This window comes from Ruminococcus sp. AF31-8BH (assembly GCF_003460605.1).
GTDB lineage: Bacteria > Bacillota > Clostridia > Lachnospirales > Lachnospiraceae > Blautia_A > Blautia_A acetigignens.
Genome location: NZ_QTVN01000006.1, coordinates 1 through 21,783 on the forward strand (window position 1 = coordinate 1; position 21,783 = coordinate 21,783).

At 44.2% G+C, this 21,783-nt stretch carries 23 protein-coding genes and 3 pseudogenes; 5 read left to right on the top strand and 21 right to left on the bottom strand.

Annotation, left to right across the window (positions count from 1 at the left end):
• From DWZ38_RS23420 to DWZ38_RS08790, 11 genes and pseudogenes are all read right to left on the bottom strand, one after another.
• A pseudogene (locus tag DWZ38_RS23420) lies at positions 1-175 on the bottom strand (DUF4366 domain-containing protein); the annotation flags it as partial.
• Positions 162-428 (bottom strand): DUF4315 family protein, encoded by a 267-nt coding sequence (locus DWZ38_RS08740; protein WP_005927622.1) that lies wholly within the window; start codon positions 426-428, stop codon positions 162-164. The gene DWZ38_RS08740 and the pseudogene DWZ38_RS23420, both read right to left, overlap by 14 nt.
• Positions 429-607: 179 nt before the next feature.
• Positions 608-1,012: pseudogene (locus DWZ38_RS08745) on the bottom strand (MobA/MobL family protein); the annotation flags it as partial.
• Entirely contained in the window at positions 978-1,337 is a 360-nt protein-coding gene (locus DWZ38_RS08750) for a DUF3847 domain-containing protein (RefSeq protein WP_117851765.1), read from the bottom strand. The gene DWZ38_RS08750 and the pseudogene DWZ38_RS08745, both read right to left, overlap by 35 nt.
• A 327-nt stretch (positions 1,338-1,664) precedes the next feature.
• Positions 1,665-3,197 (bottom strand): hypothetical protein, encoded by a 1,533-nt coding sequence (locus tag DWZ38_RS08760; protein ID WP_117851768.1) that lies wholly within the window; start codon positions 3,195-3,197, stop codon positions 1,665-1,667.
• 131 nt (positions 3,198-3,328) lie between these two features.
• Positions 3,329-3,613 (bottom strand): DUF6809 family protein, encoded by a 285-nt coding sequence (locus DWZ38_RS08765; RefSeq protein ID WP_005944778.1) that lies wholly within the window; start codon positions 3,611-3,613, stop codon positions 3,329-3,331.
• A 13-nt stretch (positions 3,614-3,626) separates the two neighbouring features.
• Positions 3,627-4,004 (bottom strand): TnpV protein, encoded by a 378-nt coding sequence (locus tag DWZ38_RS08770; RefSeq protein ID WP_117851772.1) that lies wholly within the window; start codon positions 4,002-4,004, stop codon positions 3,627-3,629.
• 4 nt (positions 4,005-4,008) lie between these two features.
• Positions 4,009-4,872, bottom strand: a pseudogene (locus DWZ38_RS08775) (DUF4368 domain-containing protein); the annotation flags it as partial.
• A 111-nt stretch (positions 4,873-4,983) separates the two neighbouring features.
• A complete protein-coding gene (locus DWZ38_RS08780) occupies positions 4,984-5,721 on the bottom strand; it encodes a DUF2271 domain-containing protein (RefSeq protein WP_117851775.1) in 738 nt (245 codons plus the stop codon).
• A gap of 27 nt (positions 5,722-5,748) precedes the next feature.
• Positions 5,749-6,321, bottom strand: coding sequence for a sugar O-acetyltransferase (locus DWZ38_RS23090; RefSeq protein ID WP_021924358.1), 573 nt, complete (start codon positions 6,319-6,321; stop codon positions 5,749-5,751).
• Positions 6,322-6,355: 34 nt separating this feature from the next.
• The gene (locus DWZ38_RS08790; RefSeq protein WP_021924357.1) at positions 6,356-7,699 is read right to left on the bottom strand and encodes an MATE family efflux transporter; all 1,344 of its coding nucleotides are present in this window, start codon (positions 7,697-7,699) and stop codon (positions 6,356-6,358) included.
• Positions 7,700-7,862: 163 nt separating this feature from the next.
• Between DWZ38_RS08790 and DWZ38_RS08795 the strand changes: the two genes are divergently transcribed.
• The 3 genes from DWZ38_RS08795 (at position 7,863) to DWZ38_RS08805 (ending at position 10,616) form a co-directional block, all read left to right on the top strand.
• Entirely contained in the window at positions 7,863-8,816 is a 954-nt protein-coding gene (locus tag DWZ38_RS08795; protein WP_021924356.1) for a helix-turn-helix transcriptional regulator, read from the top strand.
• 141 nt (positions 8,817-8,957) lie between these two features.
• Positions 8,958-10,118: an iron-containing alcohol dehydrogenase gene (locus DWZ38_RS08800; protein WP_021924355.1), complete on the top strand. Its 1,161-nt coding sequence runs from the start codon at positions 8,958-8,960 to the stop codon at positions 10,116-10,118.
• Positions 10,119-10,124: 6 nt separating this feature from the next.
• The gene (locus tag DWZ38_RS08805; protein ID WP_021924354.1) at positions 10,125-10,616 is read left to right on the top strand and encodes a flavin reductase family protein; all 492 of its coding nucleotides are present in this window, start codon (positions 10,125-10,127) and stop codon (positions 10,614-10,616) included.
• A gap of 55 nt (positions 10,617-10,671) precedes the next feature.
• Here the strand turns inward: DWZ38_RS08805 and DWZ38_RS23095 are convergent, their stop codons facing one another.
• The 8 genes from DWZ38_RS23095 to DWZ38_RS08850 form a co-directional block, all read right to left on the bottom strand.
• On the bottom strand, positions 10,672-10,803 hold the full coding sequence (locus tag DWZ38_RS23095) for a DUF6040 family protein (RefSeq protein WP_117852200.1): 132 nt from the start codon (positions 10,801-10,803) through the stop codon (positions 10,672-10,674).
• A gap of 554 nt (positions 10,804-11,357) precedes the next feature.
• On the bottom strand, positions 11,358-13,214 hold the full coding sequence (locus tag DWZ38_RS08815) for a hypothetical protein (protein WP_243000212.1): 1,857 nt from the start codon (positions 13,212-13,214) through the stop codon (positions 11,358-11,360).
• A gap of 5 nt (positions 13,215-13,219) precedes the next feature.
• The gene (locus tag DWZ38_RS08820) at positions 13,220-13,711 is read right to left on the bottom strand and encodes a sigma-70 family RNA polymerase sigma factor (protein ID WP_117851780.1); all 492 of its coding nucleotides are present in this window, start codon (positions 13,709-13,711) and stop codon (positions 13,220-13,222) included.
• Positions 13,712-13,992: 281 nt separating this feature from the next.
• Positions 13,993-14,403, bottom strand: coding sequence for an ABC transporter permease subunit (locus DWZ38_RS08825; protein WP_278308854.1), 411 nt, complete (start codon positions 14,401-14,403; stop codon positions 13,993-13,995).
• A gap of 248 nt (positions 14,404-14,651) precedes the next feature.
• Complete coding sequence (locus DWZ38_RS08835; protein ID WP_021926410.1) at positions 14,652-15,494, bottom strand: hypothetical protein; 843 nt, start codon at positions 15,492-15,494, stop codon at positions 14,652-14,654.
• Between the two features lie 230 nt (positions 15,495-15,724).
• On the bottom strand, positions 15,725-16,018 hold the full coding sequence (locus DWZ38_RS08840) for an L-2-amino-thiazoline-4-carboxylic acid hydrolase (RefSeq protein ID WP_021926411.1): 294 nt from the start codon (positions 16,016-16,018) through the stop codon (positions 15,725-15,727).
• A gap of 11 nt (positions 16,019-16,029) precedes the next feature.
• A complete protein-coding gene (locus DWZ38_RS08845; protein WP_021926412.1) occupies positions 16,030-16,242 on the bottom strand; it encodes a hypothetical protein in 213 nt (70 codons plus the stop codon).
• Positions 16,243-16,261: 19 nt separating this feature from the next.
• Positions 16,262-16,642 carry a hypothetical protein gene (locus DWZ38_RS08850; RefSeq protein WP_021926413.1) on the bottom strand — a complete coding sequence of 127 codons (381 nt, stop codon included), beginning with the start codon at positions 16,640-16,642 and terminating at the stop codon, positions 16,262-16,264.
• Positions 16,643-16,892: 250 nt separating this feature from the next.
• On the opposite strand from DWZ38_RS08850, the gene DWZ38_RS08855 reads away from it, so the two are divergent.
• Both DWZ38_RS08855 and DWZ38_RS08860 read left to right on the top strand, forming a co-directional pair.
• Positions 16,893-17,609, top strand: coding sequence for a LytTR family DNA-binding domain-containing protein (locus DWZ38_RS08855; RefSeq protein ID WP_021926414.1), 717 nt, complete (start codon positions 16,893-16,895; stop codon positions 17,607-17,609).
• Between the two features lie 52 nt (positions 17,610-17,661).
• A complete protein-coding gene (locus DWZ38_RS08860) occupies positions 17,662-19,002 on the top strand; it encodes a sensor histidine kinase (protein ID WP_021926415.1) in 1,341 nt (446 codons plus the stop codon).
• 61 nt (positions 19,003-19,063) lie between these two features.
• Here the strand turns inward: DWZ38_RS08860 and DWZ38_RS08865 are convergent, their stop codons facing one another.
• Positions 19,064-19,690 (bottom strand): DUF5052 family protein, encoded by a 627-nt coding sequence (locus DWZ38_RS08865; RefSeq protein ID WP_021926416.1) that lies wholly within the window; start codon positions 19,688-19,690, stop codon positions 19,064-19,066.
• Positions 19,691-19,729: 39 nt separating this feature from the next.
• A complete protein-coding gene (locus DWZ38_RS08870) occupies positions 19,730-21,694 on the bottom strand; it encodes an AAA family ATPase (protein ID WP_021926417.1) in 1,965 nt (654 codons plus the stop codon).
• Between the last annotated feature and the right edge of the window lie 89 nt (positions 21,695-21,783).

The window sequence follows — 21,783 nt, forward strand, 5'->3', positions numbered from 1 at the left end:
TCCCGTCCGGGGTAAAGGGGTTCTGGGTTTCCGGCTCTGCTTCGGTTTCTGCCGGGGAGGGAGCTGTCTCCGGCTGCGGCTCGCTGCTCTGTGCATAAGCCGGGACTGTAAAGATCAGGCAACACAAAAGGCTGGCAGCCATCGCCGCCAGCCTGCGAAATTTAGTTTTCTTCATGGGCCGTGTCCTCCTTTTCGGGTGCCTCCGGCTTCGGGTCAGTATGGCCCGAAGCGGTAAGGCTGTTTTTGGGGTCATTCAGAAAAGCCATAAGCTGGGCGGGCGTCAGTTTGAGGGAGCGCACCGCCTGCACGATCTGGCTGTTTTCTTCCTCCTGTTTCTGCTTTTCCAGCTCCCGGATTTTGGCCTGCCATTCGGCGGCCTTCTCCCGGGCTTTTTCCAGTTCCTTATCGAGCTTGTCGATTTTGTTCATGCAAGGACTCCTTTCCTCTGGCTCACAAACGCCCGAAGGCATGGCCCGAAGTGCGTTATGCCCGGTTCATTTCCTGTTTTTTGTCCTCCGGGCGGGTGGTCATAATGGCGTACAGCTCGGTATTCTGCGGGAAGCGGTCAACAAACGGGATGGTGGTATTCCCGAAGAACAGCAGCCCTTGGTATGCCGCCGTCCTCCCGGTCTGGCTGGTGTACGGCGAAGTCAACCACCATGCCACGGCTCACAAAGTTCTCCAATAAAAATCGCCTTGCAAGAGCGATGTTTTCCTCAAGGGAAAATTCATTCTGCAAGGCAATGTCAAAGCTGTATGCAAGCTGGGCGTTCTTTCCACGCTCGGCTTTTTCCACGGCGTTCCATAGGGTCTGGCGGTCTGCGTATTTTGGCGGTGCATGGGACGGCAAGAGAATGTCAGAGCAGATCACGCCGCCCTTGCGGGTATAGTCGCTGTATTCGCCGTAATACTCGCTATACAATCGCTCCCCGGCACGGTAGGCGGCAGAAGCAATAGCGGACTGTCCTGCGCTTCGCTTAGTCTGCGTGACGCTCAGATGAAATAGTGCCATCGGCTTTCAACTCCTTTTTTCTGTTCGCTTGGTTGGTGTGAGTAATCGCCATGTGACGGACGGCTCGCTGGACTTCGGACAGAGAAAAGATGTACTCCATCAGCTCTGTCATTTCGGTGCGTGTGAGATCTTTGACCTCCGGGGCAAGGCTCTCAATCGTGCCGCCCAGATTGCAAAGACGATGGGTGCGTTTCTGCCTTTCGCCTTTCTCCAGATATTTCTTTCTGTTCTCAAGACGGTTGAGCTTGTGCTTCTCCTGTGCAAGCTGAGTCTCGGCTCGTTCCTTTTCGGCTCGGAGCTGTTCAAGGGTTTTCGGTTTTGTCATTGTGATTGACCTCCTTTTTTGATTTTTGGGATAAAAAAAGACCGTCAACTTTTCGCAGATTGCGACCAGTCAACGGTCTGATTTTCGGTATTCGGTTTTTTCAAACTTGCTGGCGGCGAACAGCATTTCATGCTGTTTGCGGACGGCAAGTCCACAGGGGATAGCCGCTTTAGCGGCGCAAGGGGGTGTAGCCACCTTGACGGAACGAAGTGACGCAACATTCTCGGTCGGGCAGTTTTCTTCTGCTGACCGGGAATGAAGCTCCGCAGGACGCACTACTCTCGATAGAGAGTATAGAAGTGCGCCCTTAGAGTTCTAAGGGTATTTTTAGATAATTGGGAATGTTTCTTTGCCAAACTGCGTAACATTGAACACGATACGCCACTCGACATCATCACCAACCGGTTCAAAGTGCAGAGCAGAACAAGCAGCATGAAGTTTTTCTTGTGAATTTGTTCCATATATAACTGCTGTCGGACCATCTGCACCACCAATAACACCAACAACAAAACAGGAACTACTGCCAACTGGACGGAACGAATGATCGTCTGGTGTAACTTCTATCGGTCTATCGCCTTCATCACAGTCAAAAACCGAAATGTTCTCCATCGGTTCAGGGGTAAGTGTATAACTCATGGCAATATAATGTGTCGGATAAATCCAGCGATCAGAACCAAAACTATTTTGAGGAACTGTCTGCTGTTCTATTTCCTGCACGGTCAGTGTATGGGTTATTCCGCTAACAGGATGGGAAAACATAAATGAATCTCCGGGTGCGTGAACTTTGAAATGTGAGCCTGGAACTTGTCCTGGTTGCTGCTCCATTGTAAGAAAAAGTTTATTGATTTCAGGGTGATGCTTGGTTCCCCAAGGAAATACGTCTCTGCATATGACCCAGCCATAAGTACTATCCAGCCCATAATGGTCGATTGCCCATTTTGCTTCCAACTCATTGATAACGCCATCTGGCAGACAAGGATTAAAGCTCACAGCGCAGCCATGGGTTGTCTGTAATATTTTCTCGTTTAACTTCAAGCAAGGTTTGAAGTTAAAACAAAGTGGGTTTTCCCATTCCATCTGCATCTGTTGCTCACGGGTAAAATTTTCACATGAGTCATTTTCCCAGTCCAGATTCCATTTTTTCATGAAGTCACGGATGCTTTCTGAATCAACTCGCATACAAAAATCAACGACAAGTCCTTTGCTACATGAATAAGCTGCCGGAATTACCCAATGATATCCAGCCCAATCGAATTGTTTATCCAGCTTGATCTCTTTTCCGGCACGGTCTTTACCTCGATGTCCCCAGAAATCTCCATCAAAGTAGACCTTCCATTCAGGGGCAACCAATTCTGCCTCTGAAGTCATATCATTATCGTAATAATCTTCTGTGTATTTAATCTGACTGTAATCAAAGGAAGATTGCAGGTTTTTGATATATGTCCACGGTTGTTCCATAGGCAACAAATTCATCTTCTCTGAAATTTCCGATAAAGTTTGCTGTTGTTCCTGGGTTGTAGGGTTTTCATTGAGAAAGGCTTCAAACTGTGCTTCGTTCCACATCCACGCTTGTTCCACTGCCGCCACATCACCACAAGCCAGTATAAGCCGCAGAAAGTCGGTAAAATTTTCAGCTACTGGATGAACATAATCAGGAGAAGTATTCATGGGGCTGACAGAGAAAACCATCTCTCCAAATCCACGAATGAAACAGAAGTGGATACCATCTATCCCTGCCCATCCAAAAACCGATGCCCCTTTTGGGGTACAAAAATAATTTGTATTATCCTCACGGAGTTCAACTCCCACAGGACTTAAATCGACACCCCGCTGTAAAAATTTTTTCAAAATTCTATTCATTAAGCATCCCCCCATAAAATTAGTGCTATCACGCTCTTTATTGTAGTAAATTTTATCACAAGAGTGTGAATAAATCTACTGGCGAATGCTGAAACCGCCCGAACAGTTTCTTTCTGCTCAGGCGGCTTTCTTCATCTATTTTTCTTTCTTCTGCTGCACTTGTTCATGGGCTTCCTGCTGAACATCAGCCCAGCGGAAAAGCCATACTTGAAGTGACTTTCACTTTCTTCACATTGGGCGATTGCTGTCTGCGCCCGGAGTTCCTGCACCAGCTCATAGTCCTCTTTGCTGAGCCGCTGGGACAACTGCTCCATGAGCTTTTCACAGGCTATGACTGCCTTTCGGTATTCCGGTGATGTAGGTACAACTGTCTCGCAGGGATAAAACTCCCCATTATACATGGCTTCCAAAATCATAGCTTTACCTCTCTCAACAGTAGATTAGTTCCGTCTTGATGATTTCCTCTGCCCGGCAGCGGATGGAGTTCATTGACTGCACCCATAACATCTGATTTTCCGCTTTCATGGCTTCGGTCACGCCCTCGGCTTTCATCATCTGCCGGATAATCAAGTCCAGCCTGTCTGCCGCCTGCTCGTTCAGATCGGCAACGACGGTGTGGAGCCTGCCGGACAAAATTAGCTCGTTGTAAAGCATGGGACGGTGCAATTTCAGATAGGACTGGCGCAAGCATCCCCAATGCCCAATAGGTCGGCGTTCCTCCGGCAGCTTCAAGTCCGGCACATAGTAGTCGCCCACCAACACATAGTCCATACCGTTCTCATGGATTCTCGGTTTCAACTCTTTCATAAAATCACGCTCCCTTTCTCGGTCCCAGCTGCGGCAAACTGCTCACCGGGATAAATACCCCTCTGGCAATATCCTCGGTGCGGATTGCCTGTTTTCTGGCTTCAATCTCCGCTTTTTTCTTGGCTTTCGTGCGCTCCTCATACTCTTTCTGTTTACCATTGGCTTTCCGCTTCAAGTAGTTCTGGTGGAGCCTGTCCTTGCGTTCCTCACGCTTGCGGATTTCCTCTAATTCCTCCGGGGTAAGCTCCACTTCGCCAAACGCAGGGGGAACGAAACGACCCACGAAATTGAAGTAAATCTCGACCTCCTGTGTGGTCTGAATACTGCCCTTGCGGTCACGCTCATGCACAAGGATTTTCTCAATAAACTCATTGAGCATGGCAATCGTCAGCTTGTCGAAGTTCTCATACTTGTCAATCAGAGCGATAAAACGGTCAGCGTCCTTTTCGTGCTTCTCGTAGCTCTTGATAGCCTTTTCCAGATCGGAGATTTCAACGGTAAGCTCGGACTGTTCCTTTTCGTATTGAGCGTCCAGAGTGGCGTATCTGCTGTCGGACAGCTTTCCTAAAATGTTGTCCTCATAGATTTTGCAGAGCAGGACTTCCAGCTCGGAAACTCTCTGCTTTGCGGTGGCAAGGCGTGTCCGCTGTTTCTTGACCTCTGCCGTCTGCTGGCTGGACTGCGCTTCCTGCACCACACGGACAAACTCGGCTCGGTCATGCTTCGCATACTCGGCAATGGCTTTCAGCATTTCAGAGACAAGGGACAGTACCACATCTTCATTGATACGGTGCTGTGTCGTGCAGAGCTTTCCAACTGGGACTTTGCTGTATTGGGAACAGGTATATTGAGAAATATGCTTGCCGTTGCCCGGCCCGCTATCCGTTACCGGCTGTTCCGGCGTTTTTGTGGTTTTATCATCTGCCATAAGCATTTACCTCCTGTTTTTGGGCATGAAAAAAGGGGCTCAACTTTTCAGTCAAGCCCCCGTGGGAAGTTCCTCCTTTCTCCGCCATGATACAAAAATACCGCCCGTAGTCTCGTTTGGGCGGTACTTTGTGTAAGATTGGCAGTCCATTATTAAGTTTTTTATTATGTTCCCTTTGTACACCGTTGCAACTGTTCCTTCATAACGGACTATGCTCGACCAGTATAAAGTTCCTTCGACATAAAACATATATGTACCATCTGCAACTATATTTCCGTCATCATTTGTTCCATCCCAGATATAAGAGTGTGTCCCGGTAGAAGGAGTTGCTCCTGTTATGGCATCAATTCGTGTTTTGTCCATATCAGAGGGCTTAGCATGAGCAACCCATGTAGGAATGCTGTCTTCACGCTCTGCATATCCTCCATTGGAAGTAAAATTGGTTACAAAAAGAGTTTTTACCACATTTCCATCCATATCTTCAATCCACACGGCATACTGATTAGAAGCCGGTGTACTTGAACGATTAAAATCTATACTGATTTTCAGCTTTCCATTTACCTGACTATCTTTAGACTGTGCTGTCTCAAGTGGACTTATATCTGGCACATTATCATCTGATGTTACAGTTTTTTCTATAACATCATCTGTTTCTTCTGTTATGGTTTGTTGCTTATTGCTTTCAGTTGTACAAGTAACATTATTGATGTTCTTTGAAGCTCCGATTTTTACAATTATTGTAAGTACAAATAGTATGATTACTAATATGGAAACTATCTTTTTCCTCATAACAATGGTTCTCCTATTCTGCCAATATTATAAAACATCATTCTCAATATCTCTTATCTTCTTAGCCGGAACCCCGCCTATCACGCAGTTATCCGGCACATCTTTTGTTACCACAGCTCCGGCTGCAATGACCACATTGTTGCCAATTGTCACTCCCGGAAGAATGGTCACATTTCCGCCAATCCATACATCATTTCCAATCGTAACAGGATTGCCAATGCCAAGGTGTTCTCTGCGTCCTTTTGGGGTGATTGGGTGATTTACAGTCGTAATCAAAGTATTTGGTCCGATCATCACATAATCGCCAATATGCACCGGCATGATATCAAGAATTGTGACATTGTAATTTGCAAGAAACTGATCCCCAACATGAATATTTTTGCCGCTGTCACACATAAAGCCTGGACACAGACACACATCACTGCCTACCGAACCAAAATATTTTTTTATCAATACAGCCTGTTCATCCTCTGTCGCATCTGCATCCTGCATTCTGCGAAGTTCCCGGCAGAATTTGATTGCATTCAGTTTTCTGCCATTTACTCCGACATCCCAGAAATCATAATAAAGTCCTGCGTCTAATTTTTCTTCTTCTGTCATAATAAGCCTCCTGATATTTTTAATACTTTTCTTATTATATTTTTGAAATTTGTTTGATTTTTTGCACAAATCCTGCTAATACAATCGGTACACATACAATCCATGTAATCGGCTCTGTCAGACAGATTCCCAGATATCCGATCATTCGTGAAAGCAGGAAAGCTCCTGCAAACTTTCCTATTAGTTCTACTATGCTGGCAATTACAGGAAGTTTCTTATTTCCCAATGCCTGAAGGCAGTTTCTCATAATAAGTAAAATATTCAACACCGCATAAAACGGAACATTCCAATATAAATATTTCATAGATATTCCGATAACAATTGCATCTGTAGATCCGGTAAGTGCATAGATCAGTTGCCGACCGGCAATCAGCACAATCATCAGTACAAGAACACTCCAGATAGTTCCGAGAAAAATGCTGGCTGAAACACCTTGTTTTATACGTTCCTTTTTTCTGGCACCATAATTCTGACTGACAAATGTTGCTGAAGATGTACATATCGTGCCAAGCGGAAGTATACACAGATCATGAAATTTTCTTGCGGCTGTATGGCCTGTAATAGTGGATGTGCCAAAGGAATTAATGCTTCCCTGTAATATAACCGTACCGATATTAGTCAGAACAAGCATCATCGCCATTGAAAATCCAGTAGTTAAAAGTTCAAGTAATATTGTCCAGTTGATGGTAAATTTACGAATATTTATATGCAGCAATGGACAGTATTTTGCTATATATATCAACAGGAAAAGTGCGGAAAATCCCTGTGCTATTACTGTTGCGAAGGCTGCTCCCCTTACTCCCATATTAAGTGTTTTCACAAAAAAGATATCAAGTATTACATTTAAAACAGATGCGATAATCAGTGCATACAGTGGAATATAACTATTTCCAATTGCCCGGAGTATTGAAGACAAAAGATTGTATGCAAAAGTAACACAGCAAAACAGCATGATAACTGAAATATAGCTCTGAGATAAATCTAAAATATCAACAGGTGTGTTTAGCAAACGAAGTAATGGTTTTAAAAATAGTATTGAGGCAATCGTCAGAATAACGGTTGTTATAATGGACAGGATAATTGAAAATTGCACAGATTTTTGGAAATTATCCTGTTCATTTCCACCAAAATATCTTGCAATTATTATGCAGAAACCATTTGACATTCCATTGATAAATCCGATTACCAGACTGTAAATAGATGATGTTGCTCCAACTGCTGCCAGCGCATTATCTCCTAAAATATGTCCGATCACAGCCACGTCTACAACATTATAAAACTGTTGAAACAGATTGCTGATAAAAATGGGAATTGTAAACACAAGAAGTACCCGTATTACTTTACCTTCCGTCATGTCCAAAGTAGCAGCTTTGTTCATACCTGTTTTCCTCCAAATTTCAAATGGTATTTTAATCTCAACTTATGATTTTATTTTAAATATAGGTGGTCAGCCAGTCACTATCATTTCTTAATAATTGAGGTGGCGTTTTCTAATATCATGATATATAATTGGGACAGATTATAAAAAAGGAGTCCTTCTTATGCGTAATAAATATATTGAACTCGCCATTAACAAACTGGGAATTGCTTTTAATTCTCTTGACCTGACCTTTCATCAGATGAATACCGGTGTGCCCGGAGATGTCACCTCTTACTGGCCTGGTCCGGATGATGAGGATGTGCTGATATGCGTTTTCAAAGGGAAACAGATACATGAACCCTTTCACAGGCAGGATTTTTTCTTTATCAACTATGCATATAAGAACAGCTATCAGGCTTTATCCGAAAAATATAATAATCTGATCACAATAAACGAGGATGAATGCTATATCGGACAGCCTTACAGTGGGTATGCCCTACGTGCTGACAACAATGAAAATGTGGTGATTATTGGTGTTCTTATCCGTAAAGATTCCTTTTTTCGGGAATATTTACCCACAGTATATACGGATTCTGCCCTTTTCCGTTTCTTTATCGAGCCACAGACCAATAAATTCTCAGACGAATATATCCATCTGCCTGTTACGAAAGACCATGCCATCCGCACAATCCTTGAACTTATGGTAGTAGAATATGCTGACAAACAGGAAGATACCCAGCGTATATTAAAATCAATGCTCCAGACATTGTTACTTGAAATTGCTCGAAGATACCGAATAGAAAAGCACGGAGCAGATACAAAGTCACTTACAGAACAGATTATAAACTATATGGGGGATCATTCTGATGTTGTCACCTTAAAGGATATTGCTGCACATTTTTCCTACCATCCAAACTATATTTCTACGCTTCTTCACAAAGAAACCGGCAGAAAATTCACAGAAATCCTGCTTGAAAAAAGAATGGAACGTGCAGTTCTTCTGATGAAAAATACATCCCTTTCACTTGAGGAAATCTCTGTACTTCTCGGTTACAGCAATCACAGTAACTTTTACAAAGCATTCAAAGAATATTACGGAATGCCCCCGAGAGAGTATCTGAAATCTATATCATAATGTTCTGTCTCCAAAATATATATTAGAAATTACCACCATATTTATTAACATATAATAGTGTCCTCCCTGACAACATAATTATATAATTACTTCAGATTCAGAGAGATTCTGGAAAATTCACTAAAACAGGAGGTACTGAATATGTATAATTTTAATTTCTACATGCCTACGAAAGTGCTTTTCGGTCCCGGAAAACTGAGTGAACTTCATAGTGAACAGCTTCCGGGCAAAAAGGCACTCATTGCAATTGGTGGTCAGTCCGTAAAAAAGTATGGATATCTTGAAACACTGGAAAAAGAATTAGATACTGCCGGTATCGAACATGTATTGTTTGAAGGCATCCGTCCTAATCCAACAGATATCAATGTCATGGATGGTGCAAAGGCTGTCCGTGAAAATGGCTGTGACTTTGTCATTGCTCTGGGTGGCGGTTCTATCATGGACTGTACAAAATGTATCGCACTGATGGCAGCAAATGACGGAAACATCTGGGATTATTCTTTATCTGCAAGTGGCGGAAAGAAAACTCCGGCACATCCTGCCTTACCTATCGTATGTATTACAACTTCTGCCGGAACTGCAAGCGAGGTTGATATTGCTTCTGTTATTACCAATGATGAAACACAGGAAAAAACAGGCATTTTCTTCCCATCTATGTTCCCGACACTTTCTGTTGTTGACAGTAACTTGATGATGAGTGTTCCAGCAAAGCTTACTGCTTATCAGGGAATGGATGCCTTTTTCCACGCATCAGAAACGGTTGTAAATATCAACCACCATCCTATGGCAGAAATGTTTGCTTTAAAAACCATAGAATATGTTGCAAAATATCTTCCAAGAGCAGTAAAAGACGGAAATGATAAAGAAGCCCGTGCATACATGGCTCTTGCAAATACTTTTGCAGGTTACTATATGATGTGTACTTCTGCCCACACTATGGAACATGTAATGGGCAGCTTCCATGACAACCTCATTCATGGTGCCGGTCTGATTGAAATTGCACACGCTTATTATGATTTCTTCGCCGAAAAGAAAGCTTCCGAAGAAAATATGATAAAAATGGCGGCTGCAATGGGTGTTGCCAATCCTACAAGTGGAAAAGATTTTATTGCAGCTCTTGATAAACTTATTTCTGAGGTCGGATGCAGCGATCTTAAGATGAGCGATGATGGAATTACAAAGGAAGAATTACAGTTGTATCCTGCCAAGGTTCACGAAGTTTTAGGCGGTGATATTACTGCTGATCCGCTTCCTTTATCTGATGATGATTATCTTACAATTTTTGAAAACGCATGGAGGTAAAAATCAATGAAAAAATTAGCATCTAATACTGTACTTTGTGTCCAGCCGCTCCCTCAGACAATCGTTTCCTGCAGGGACAAAGATGGCAAAAACAATGCCTTGGTAGTTGGCTTCGTTGCCAATGTAAGCCTTGATCCGGTTATGGTAATGGTCGGCATCACACCTACAAGATATTCCCACCATATAGTAAAGGAATCCGGCTGCTTTGTAATCAATTTCCCGAAAAAGAGCTATAAAAAAGAATATGGCTATCTTGGCTCAGCTTCTGGAAGAGATGAAGATAAATTTGCAAAAGCCGACATCAAATGGGAAGATGCAACTTATGTAGATGCCCCTATCCTTACAGATTGTCCGGTAAGCATTGAGTGCAGTGTTGTAGACAGTACTATGCCGGGTACACATGAATTGTTCATCGGAAAGGTTGAAGCTATTCATGTAGATGAAGAATATCTGGATGCCAATGGCAATATTCTTTGGGATAAGATGGATTTGATGTAAAACATATTATTTTCTTATAAAACGGACAGCGTCATCTTTAGCTGTCCGTTTATCTTTAATAATGTCCTCGTTTTTCCCACCAGTCTTTCACATAGCATCTTATTCCGATATAAACCACATGCACCAGAAAAAGCAGTGCAATGAGATTTATCAGAAGGATAGATTTTATCCATTCTCCGAAGTAAATTAACTTGTTGTGCTAGATAAAATAAATATAAAGAAACTTCAACAAAATGTGCTATCCTATTTGTAGGGAATACAACGAAAGGAGCACAGGTTTTCACATAATTTATTTGAAGTAGCACAATAGGTTAACTTAATGACATTGGATGAAATCCACTGCTTACGAAGGCTTAATCGTGAAGGCTCTCCTGAACGATTTAGCCGTAGTTAGCAGTTAGTTCACCGCTGTGCGTTCCAATATTCGGATGTGCAGATCGCGGGAATAGTTTTCAATAGCCAGCGGTCCCCAGGTGTGCCGGGACAGACGGTTGGCGAATTTCGGGAATTTGGCGAGTAAGCGACAGGTGGGGATGCACTGTCTGAGCCCGATAGGGTGAGTTTGCTTCCCCACCTGTCAATAGGCGACGGAGCCAAATTCCCGAAATTCGTCATTGGCTGCCCCGGCACACCTGGGGGAACGCGTCCGCCTTGATTCACTAAACTCCGCTTTAAGGAACATTTTCTACAAGTATACGTAATTTATTTTTTTGACGCAACCGAATATAATATCCTACTTTTCTACCAGCCAAACGCATCCCGAATCAGTGCCCCGGTTTCTCCGTCTATGTAAAACAGTTCCTGTTCATCCGGGGAGTCTTTCCACTGGTAAGGGCAGCGAAAGCTCCAGACAGGCCTGTAAGTGATTCCCTCTGCGGTTTCATCAATATAATATTCCAGACAGATTTTTGTAACGGGAATCGTGGTGGATTCCGCTTCCTCCGCAGTGTCCTGTTCCGTGAAGAGACCAATTTTGCCCTCTTTTACATATTGTTCCACTGACTTCATAATTTCTTCCATAGAAAGCAAAGTAACTGCTTCTTCCTCTTTCACCTGAAGCGGAGACGGTATGTTGAAATAACAGTCTCCAGGCTCAGGGCCAAAGCCTGCTTTTCCCAGATAACCATGCTGGGAAAGTCCGCCCGCCGGTATTCCATTCAGCAGAATTTCTGTGTCGTAATAATCATATCCTTCCGTCATATTGCTGATTGACTTCTTTACAGAAGTTCCTGTTAAATTGGCTCTGGAAAGCAGCTGATTTATAATGTTTAATTCCTCCTCTTCCGTATTGTTTCCTAAATCTCCCAGGTTTTTTTCACTTAAGCCATCACACTGTATCCTTCCGTCTGAAATGAATATCTGCAGTCCCTTTTCTTTATTTTCCCAGACCATTTTATCAGTCTTGGATTTTTCCCAGCCGTCTTCTCCGCCAAACCAGGCGCAGATTTCTTCCTCTGATACATTGCATTTTTCCAGAATTCCTTTCGAAACATCGGTGGTACTTCCGGTAATATCAGCCTCTATTGTAAGAGTTCCGGATTTTCCAGGCAGAGAAGCTGTTACATGGCTTTCCTTTACCTGTAATACTGCTGTTTCCGGATCATATTTCTCATTTGCTTCCGCAGCATCTGAAGGATCTTCTGAATCTGTTGTTTCCTGTGTATTCTCATCCAGGGAATCCGAAATGGGTTCTACTCCAGTATCTTCCGCCTGCAGCTTTCCTTCTTTTCTGTATTTTTCTATGATATCCCGTACTTCATCATTTAATGGAAGGGTTACGGTAAGGGTTTGCGGCGTATATCCTCTGTAAGCATCCTCCGCAGGCAGTGCATAAGCCAGCATTCCTTCTGAATCTGTAAAAGAACCAGTTTTAAAAATCTTTCTGTAAGCTTCATCATCTTTCCAGGTGTAATAGATTTTGCCGTTATAATCCGGATATGCCTGAATGGTCATGGAAAGCTCTACCTGGGAATCTTCTTTTAATATTTTCTCTGTCAATGCATCATCATACAGAGTAATGTGTCCATAATAGAGATCTTCCCCGTCTATCTTGTTCAAAGCTGCAAGCGCATCTTCTCCATTCACTGTCGCATGGTCACGGCAGCTGATCGTATAGTTCTTCGCCTCCCTGGAAGGCTCTCCCAGAAAGCTTAAACCACTGCCATCAAAATACGCTTCTGTAACAGACAGCATAGACTGGTTCCAATCCTTCTCCTTTGGAGTTATATGATAAGAAGTCACATCTTCCACATTTTCTGCATTTGAATCTGGTTCTGTGACAACCATTTGAACAGCTTCCTGTTCTGTAACGCCCTGCTGTTCCAGTTCTTTGTGAAGCCATCCAAGTTTTGTTGCAAGTACGCCGGTGCTAACACCTAATATGGCAGCTACCGGAAGAAGAATACGGATTATTTTTTTCTTATTTCCTGAATTTTTGGATCTTCCTTTATCTGATTTTACAATTAGCTTCTTCGTGCTGCTCATTCTCTCATCTGGAGAATCCAAAATTCCCTTCAGAACATCTTCCATAGCTCTATCAATATTGTCCGGTATCACAGTTTCTTCTTTTAAAATTTTTCTGATTTCTTTTTCATCCATAGTCCTCACCTCCTGATCACCTTTTTTAATTTTGCTCTCGCCCTGGAAAGTTTGGTTGATACCGTATTGCTATTCATTTCAAGAAGAGCACTAATTTCCTTTACGGAAAATTCATCAAAATAATAGAGTTCCACGATTTTCCGGCTTTCTTCATCCAGACATAAAAGCAATTGTTTCCATTCGCATAGATCCAGTTCTTCACAGTGTACCCCTTCTGCGAAATTATCCAGTTCCGTGTCATGGTTCTTTTGACGGAAAATGTCTTTACATTCATTTATCAGAATCCGCATCAGCCAGGTTTTAAAATATTTCACTTCTCTTAGCCCCTGTATATTCTCATAGCAGGACAGGATCGTATTTTGCAGGGCATCTGCAATGTCCTGTTCGTTCCGAAGATAAACCCAGGCAGCTTTATACAAGCTCTGCTTATTCATCCGAATCAATTGAACGAACGCCTCTTTATCTCCATTTTTAGCTGCTGTTACCAAAGCATCCATTTTATTCCCCCTTTTCGTTTTTATAACTATTAGACTTGAAATATGGGAATTTGCTTTCAAAAATTTTTTATTTTTTACAAAACAAAACACAGGCAATCGAAGCTTAACTGTCTGTGTCCTTTTTATATCTTTTCTGATGCTATAATTGTATCGTAATTATGAGTCAGTGTAAATTCATATTTATAAATGTAACTTACATTATTTGCCAAAAGAACCCCTGGAATCTATCCGAATGAACAGATACCAGAGGTTCCTCATCTCTTTTATTTCAATTTCACAAATCAGCCTTTTACAGCACCTACCATAATTCCTTTTGAGAAATACTTCTGCATGAATGGATACAGTGCGAAGATTGGAAGGGATGCCATAGCCTGCGTCATGTCTGCTCCACTGGATGCATTCTTCAGCTGTTCGGCAAGTCTCTGTGCCTCATTTAAGTAGTTGTACAGTAAATACTGTAAGGTTGTCAAGTTCTCGTTTGCACGGGTATAAATATGATTGTCAAACCAGGAGTTCCACTGGCCAACCGCTACGAATACCACAACAGTTGCAATGATCGGCTTGCAGAGCGGAAGGACGATCTTGCAGAAACAGGTAAGATAGCCTGCTCCGTCCAGGCTGGCAGACTCTTCCAGTGCCGGAGGAAGCTGCTCAATGTAAGTCTTGATCAGAATCATATTATACGCGGAAATAGCCGTCCCTTATTCTGATTCAGGTAATTCTCCACCCGCTTCCACTGCTGCCCGGAAAATCCTCTGCTGTTTCCAATAATATCTACCATATCCGCAAGAATGATGTTAGGGGCAAAAATTCTTTTGCCCCTAACTTGATATCCACGAATTGCCCCGCAGCAAAGCATTTTTATTATAAGCAATATTCCCCAATACTTCAATAGCCTGGGAAAAAGCTGTGCAGTGTTTTTCCAGTGCCTCATTAAGAATTAAGAGGAAAGCTGTTTTTGTCTGCCTGCGACTGTAAAGCCGTATTCGGACCAGCCGTTTTCCCATTGGCCGCGGATGAGGTAAATCATTCCTTCCCGGGCATTTTTCAGGACAAAATTGCCGTCCTCGTCTGTTTCTATGGAAGCAGTCTCTCCTTCTTCCCCGGAAGCCTCTGTGCCCAGAAAATCTGCCGGATAGGCTATAGCAGTCACTTCCACTGGCTGTTCGTCAAAATACAGTTCCATGTCTGTGGCTTTCTCTATATTCATTATCGGAAGGTCTGACCACATTGTGACCTTGGAACTGTCTGCCGTTATGGTCTGGCTCACGCCCTCTTCGTCTGTGTAAGTCCAACTGTATCCTCCCTGCATGGTCACTGCGCTAATAACGCCGTAGGACTGGGTGTAGCCTACATTCAGACAGGGAAGCTGGGAAGAATCCCTTGGGGACCAGATCTCGTCGATAATATCCTGATACTGGTCAGCGTCTGCAGGATCTCCCTGGCTGACAACTTTTATTCTGGTTACGCCGGGGTACTGGCCAGGATAGGATTCCAGCATAATGCCGTCGCCGTAAATATCCAGGAGGTTTCCCCTCTTCAGCTCCTGCCAGGTGATCTGCTTTCCGTTTTCATCCAGGATCGTGTCCGGCATGGTTATGGAAAAAACGTCGCCGTTGTTCTGGCCGATCATAAGGTGGTCATCGTCGCCAAGGGGAATATACATGGCACGAATGGGCGGCTCTTCCTTTTTCTCCAAATACTTCTGATAAAACCATGCGCCAGAGCCAATGGCAATAAGAACGACTAAGAGGACCGGGATCCAAAATTTTTTCGTTTTCATATGTGGGCTTCGCCTCCTTGTGGATTTACATTTTGCATTGTCTATTATATGATTGATACTCTGGTATCATATTATGAATGTTATTCTAACATACTATGTATGCTTCTATGTAATTTCAAGATTGCGTGCACGCTAGAGCTTGTTTGAAAAATCATTCCTGCAATCTGCACGCCCCACTTTGCGGTATATTTCACCCGAATTCGGTTGTCGCAGCCCGCTACGGCTCATCTTTATATTTTCGGCAGATCCTCATATTCCGTAAGTGCAGGACTTTGGTCGCCTACATACCAGTAATCGCAGCAATCGCCGCCAAGGGCCTCAGCTTTGGTGCGGATCAGCCGGGCGTGCATGACTTCTGCCAGGAAATGATCGGTCCGGCAAAGGTAGGGAAGCTTTCCAGAAGAACAGGGCCATCCAGCTGATGTGCACTTGCCTCGTAAAAAGAAAGGATGGTAAAAATGCTCCCGGCAGTACTGCTCGTAACATTTTCCATATTGGGATACCATGTATGCTCTTTTTTTCATTGTGGTCTTCCTTAGCCTTGCTGGCCGTTGGCCTGGCGGATCATGTCTTCCACTACAATATCAAAAATATCGCCGATGGAATTGCAGTATTCCAGAATCTTCCAGGGCTCATTGGTGTGGAAATGGATTTTTACCAGATCCTGGTCTCTTCTCTCGATCAAAAGCTGTGTGTCGTAGCGGTATGCGAACTGATCGTCTTCCGCATCAATTGAATGTACTCCCATGTGTTTTTCCTTCCTGAAATTATTTCTTGACCCCTTTGCTACGTCCGAAACATGCCGTAAGCCCCTCCCAAAGCTTCTGTTCCTCCACGGGCTCCATAAAAAAATATTCCACACGCAGTTTAAAGGCATGAAGGGAAAAATCCAGATCACTGCACCAGATTATTTTGCATTTGGGGTGCAGGGAACGAAGATGCTCGGCAGCATTCAGCCCTGCTACCCCCGGAAGCGCCAGAAGCACAATAGCTGGTACCGTCTTTTGTATCTCTCCAAAAAACTTTTCCTGATCCTGATAAATCTGAACCAGGGGAAATATCTTTCTGTCGGCACAGTAATTCAAAATATATTCTGCATAATCCTGCCCCTTTTGTTCTTCATCAATCAATACAGCAATGCAATACACGAATCTCCTCCTTTTCCGCTTGATTTTTTCCTTCACTTGTTGAGACTAATTATATGAAAATCCAAATGTTTTTCAATTGGTTTGGCACGAAACAGGAAAAAATGGCACGAATTGCCAGCAAGGGGAATGGTTTGGTCTGGTGTTTTGTGTTATACTGTTTTTATAAAAATTGTGATGATGGAGAAATTTTCACACGCAGGATTGTTTGAGAAATCAACCAGTCAGTGCGCAAACCGGGAGGACAATACATATGAGAATTGCAATTGTAGATGACATTGCCAGCGAGCGTACCCTGCTGCGTGACCGCCTGGAACAGCAGCTTGGCAGGCGCGGGGTTCATGCTGACCTGACAGAATTTGAAAACGGAGAGACTTTTCTGAAAGCCGCAAAGGAACGACCTTTTACCGTTTTGTTCCTGGATATTTATATGGACGGGGCAAATGGGATCGAGATTGCCAGAGAGCTTCGGGGATTTGATCCGGACTGTCTGTTAATCTTTACCACCACCTCCACAGATCATGCGCTGGATGGATTTAAGGTCCGCGCCCTGCACTATCTGGTAAAGCCTTATAACGAGAAGGAAATCTCGGAACTGATGGATGAGGTTCTTTCCCGGATTCCCGATTCCGGGAAGTACATAGATGTGAAAGTGAACGGCAGCAACATACAGGTTCCCTTCCGGAGCATTGTGTTTGCGGAGCATTTTTCCCATATGATCCACATTCATACTACAAAGACAAAAGAACTGGTTACCCGCCAGTCCTTTGAGGCCTTCCTTGCCCTGTTAAAAATAGAGCCTCGTTTTTATCAGTGCAACAGAGGTATTGTGATCAATCTGGAACACGCGGTTGATTTCGACGGAGAGGTATTCGTGATGGATGACGGGAACCAGATCCCGGTGAGCCAGAAACTTGTGAAACATGCCAGACAGACTTTCATGGAGTTTCTGTTTCAGAGAGGACACTAAAAAAGAACATTAGAGCGTGTTTGAAAAAGATCTCTGAGAAAGGACATTTCCAATGGACAAAATGCTAAGACCGATTCTTGAACTTACAGTGATCATTCCAGGCTTACTGCTTGCCTATCTGCCTGTAAGGACTTACCTGCGGCAGCCATTGCACAAACTGGCAGTGTGGCTGCTTCCTTTGCTTGCAGGTTTTTGTGTATCAGGTGGTGTATTATGTTATACTTTGCAGATTACCACCTTGCCTGTGCTGATTTTTCTGCTGCCGGCAGTTATGGCTGTCTACCACAGGACTCTTCGGGTCACCATCTGGAAATCCGGCAGTATTTTCCTGGCTGTGTGCGCGGTGTTCGCCTGCGTCAACAGTCTGTCCAGGGCATTCAACGCCATTCTCACTGCAGGGCTTAACCTTGCGGAAAATGAACTGTGGTTCCGAACAGGCACAGGACTTTTCTATAATGGAATCTGCCTGCTCTTTCTTGCAGCTGCATGGTATCCTGCTTCCCATGCAGCAAGGACTATGGTGGACGATGAAAATTTCGCACAGACCTGGTATATCTTCTGGATCCTGCCTCTGATCTTCATTGCGCTGAATCTGTTCATGGTGCCAAAGTACCGGAACACCTTGTACACCGGACGGATCCTTCAGGGATATATTGTGATCAGCCTGGTTCTTCTGGTGATCCTGGTATTCTTCTACGCCATGTTTCTGCTGATAGCAAACAGCCTGAACAAAAACGCAAGGCTTGTGCAGGAGAATCATTTCCTTTCCCTGCAGCAGGCAAGATATGAGAATCTTCGCTCTGCCATTGAGGAAGCCAGACAGGCCAGGCATGATCTTCGCCATCACTTTGTCCAGCTGTCTGCCCTTGCGGAAAACGGCGATCTGGACAAAATAAAAGAGTATCTTTCCTGTGCTTCCAGCAAAATTCCAAGCCAGGATCTGCATTTTTGTGAAAATCAGGCGGCGGATGGCGTGCTTGGCTATTACTCTGCCCTTGCCAAACGGGAAAGCATTCCCTTCCATGCAAAAACGGATCTGCCTTCCCATATTGCTGTGGATGAGATTGACATGTGCCTGGTGCTCTCTAACCTTCTGGAAAACGCCATCCAGGCAAGCCAGAAAACAGAGGTTTCCCGCAGGAAAATTAACGTGGAGATTTATCTTCACTACAATCATCTGCTTCTGATCCAGGTGGAGAATACCTTCGACGGCAAAATCCGAAAGAAAAATGATATCTTCCAGTCATCCAAACGCACAGGCAATGGAATCGGAATCCAGTCCGTCCGCCACATCGCCGAAAAAACCGGCGGTGCCAGCAGCTTCACCTGTGATAACGGCGTCTTCACGGCGAAGATCATGCTGCGCCTGAGTAAAAATAACGCTAATACATAGTCGTAAAACCCTTCGGCAAAGTAGTACGTGCAGATTACAGGAATGATTTTTGGAACACGCTTTACAGCAGGTCGCTGTCTATGATCTGGTAATTGGCACGGTGTATGTAGAGAGCCTTTCCATCGATCATCAGCTTGGTCATCTTGGGGAGGTCTTCCGGGATTTCCCAATATACATTGTCGCCGGAAAATGCGGTGATAGGCTGGCCAAGCTGGGATTTGATCACCACGATCCGGGACTTGCCGAAGTAGTTCTTGTACTTGTTTATGTAGCGGGCAACTGCCGCGTTGTCTGTAAGGCCAGCGCTGCTGCTCTGGATGGCTTCCTCTGTGAAATCCACCTCCGGGTTCAGGCCGTCCTGCATGAAAATACAGGTGTCGCCGCAGCTTTCGATCTCCTTGCCGTCTATGGTAATGGTGATTACTGATGACAGGTCGTAGCCCTTGATGGCTTTGCCGGTATCATCATAGCTGACAGTCTCAATTTTATTTCCGGTGATGCTGATCTTCTTGCCAGTAGTCTCCAGAGTCTTGTTGCCGTAATTGTCATAGGTGTCTATGGTATAGCTGTTTCCTACCAGGGAACCATGCAGCTCATTGATCACTGAGTTCAGCCCGCCTATGGAACAGCCGGATGTAAGCAGGGTAAAGCTTAACAGGACTGCGGTTATGAATTTTTTCTTTTTCATATTATGAATTTCCTCCTTTGTAAAAATGCGGTGATGGCTTCATTGCTGTTCCATCACCAGAGCGTTCTTGCCGGCAAATGCAATTCCAAGCTTATAGATCTTTTCCCTGGGAATTCCAGCAGCCAGAAGATCTGTCTCATAAGCTTTTTCCTCTATCTGAAGCAGCGCGTTCCTTGCAGTATCCTCGATTTCCTTCTCTTTTTTCTCGTTCATCACCTTGAATTCCAGAATAAACGCGTCCAAATCCTTCTGGAGAGGATACATGGCAATGTCATATCTTCCCATTCCGCTTTCCCGGTTGGAGACAATGCGGTACTGATCCCGCAGAGATACAATAAGCCCAAGCACCAGTCCGTGATAGAAGTTCTCCGGTGTCCGTTCAGCGGGGCCTTTGCCAGTATCAAAATAGCTCATGGAGGTATACGCCACCTCTGTGAGAATTTCACTTAACAGCTCCGTCTTATGGTTCATCAGTGCATAAACAAAATCCCTGTATACAGAATCTCCGTTCTTGACCATCTCCCTGATCTGGGAGCGGAACATTCCCATCACTTCCTGATTGGTAACGGATACGTCGCATTCGGTGATCTCGCCCTTCTTTTTGACATTGTCCGCCTTGATATAGCCTACAGCCAGCAGCAGGGACCAAAGGCTGTTCTCATCTCCGTCTAAATACTGGAACGTAATATTCTCGTTGATCTCCTTGTGCACTACTTCGCCAGCCATAAGCTGCTCAATTTCATGCTTGCTGCGCATAGGATGCTTCCGGATAATATCCCCGACCAGCTTATTGCTGCTGGTATTGGTCCAGTAGGAAAGAAGTTCTCCATCTATAAGATAGTTGCAGATGGACCACGGATTATAAATATCTTTGTGACTGCCAAAGATAAAACCGTCATACATCTTCTTCACTTCCTGCATCTGGTCTACGCTCTGGCACATCAGGGCATCCTTTACCTCCTGCTCTGTGAAGCCAAAACAGTCACTGTATTCATCACAGGTTACTGTAGCTACTTTTATATTATTCAGGTCTGAAAACAGAGAATTCTTAGAGACTCTCGTTACGCCTGTAATAATCGCCCTGCTGTAATAATTATTTTCTTTAAATGCACTGTGAAACATCTGACGGCAGGTTCCGATCATCTCATCACAGTATCCGTCTGTATAAGCTTCCAAGAGCGGCGTATCATATTCATCCAGAAGAATGACTGGCTTGGTTCCATAATGCTTGTACAGCAGTCTGCACAGTTCGGGAATTGCCATTTCTATGTTATTATTCTCACGATGCCAGAGCTTCTCCCGCATAGAGCGATATGCTTCTTTATCCTCAGCATCCAGTATCTCGCTTTTCAAAAGTTCATTGTGAATCTCATACATGTTAAACAGGCCACTGATCATTCCCCGAACTGCCTGCGCATAATTCATCCCCTTACAGCTTCCAAAGCTTACGGAAACTGTGGGAATGGTGCCATAACACTTCCGGCTCTGCTCGCTCTTCCACACCTTCAGCTTCTCAAAATATTCCGGATGCCCGGCACATGCAGGATCCAGAAAATTCTCTACCGTACTGAGAAGAGTGGTCTTGCCAAAACGTCTCGGCCGGGTGATCAGAGTGACCTTTTCTCGGCTTCGCAGCCACTGAGTAATAAAATGGGTCTTGTCCACATAAAACTGCTGGCCGCAGGCAAAATCGCGAAAATCCTGGTAGCCGCAGCCTACCTGGGCATCCAGATAAGGATTCTCCTTCAGGATATCCTTCAGCGTCTCATAATATTTCAGAAGCCGCTTCTTCTCCTCTTCCAGACTCTTCCGCTCTTGAAATTCCAGCAGGATCTTCTCTCTGCCTTCCAGCTTCACATACACACTCTGGGACTTGCCCTGTATGGTACGCTGGATGTAAGGCTGCTTCTTCCCATTGATGGTCTTGTAGGTCAGGGTTCCCTTGGGCAGTTCTTTCAGTCGGCTGTCAATCTCCTCAAGCCGCATTTTCGGATTATTCAGCATGGTCTTGATCCTCCTTCTTATCATTATTTCCGGTCAAAAAAATGGTTATATAAAGTTATCCCTGTTATATAACTTCATATAACCATTGT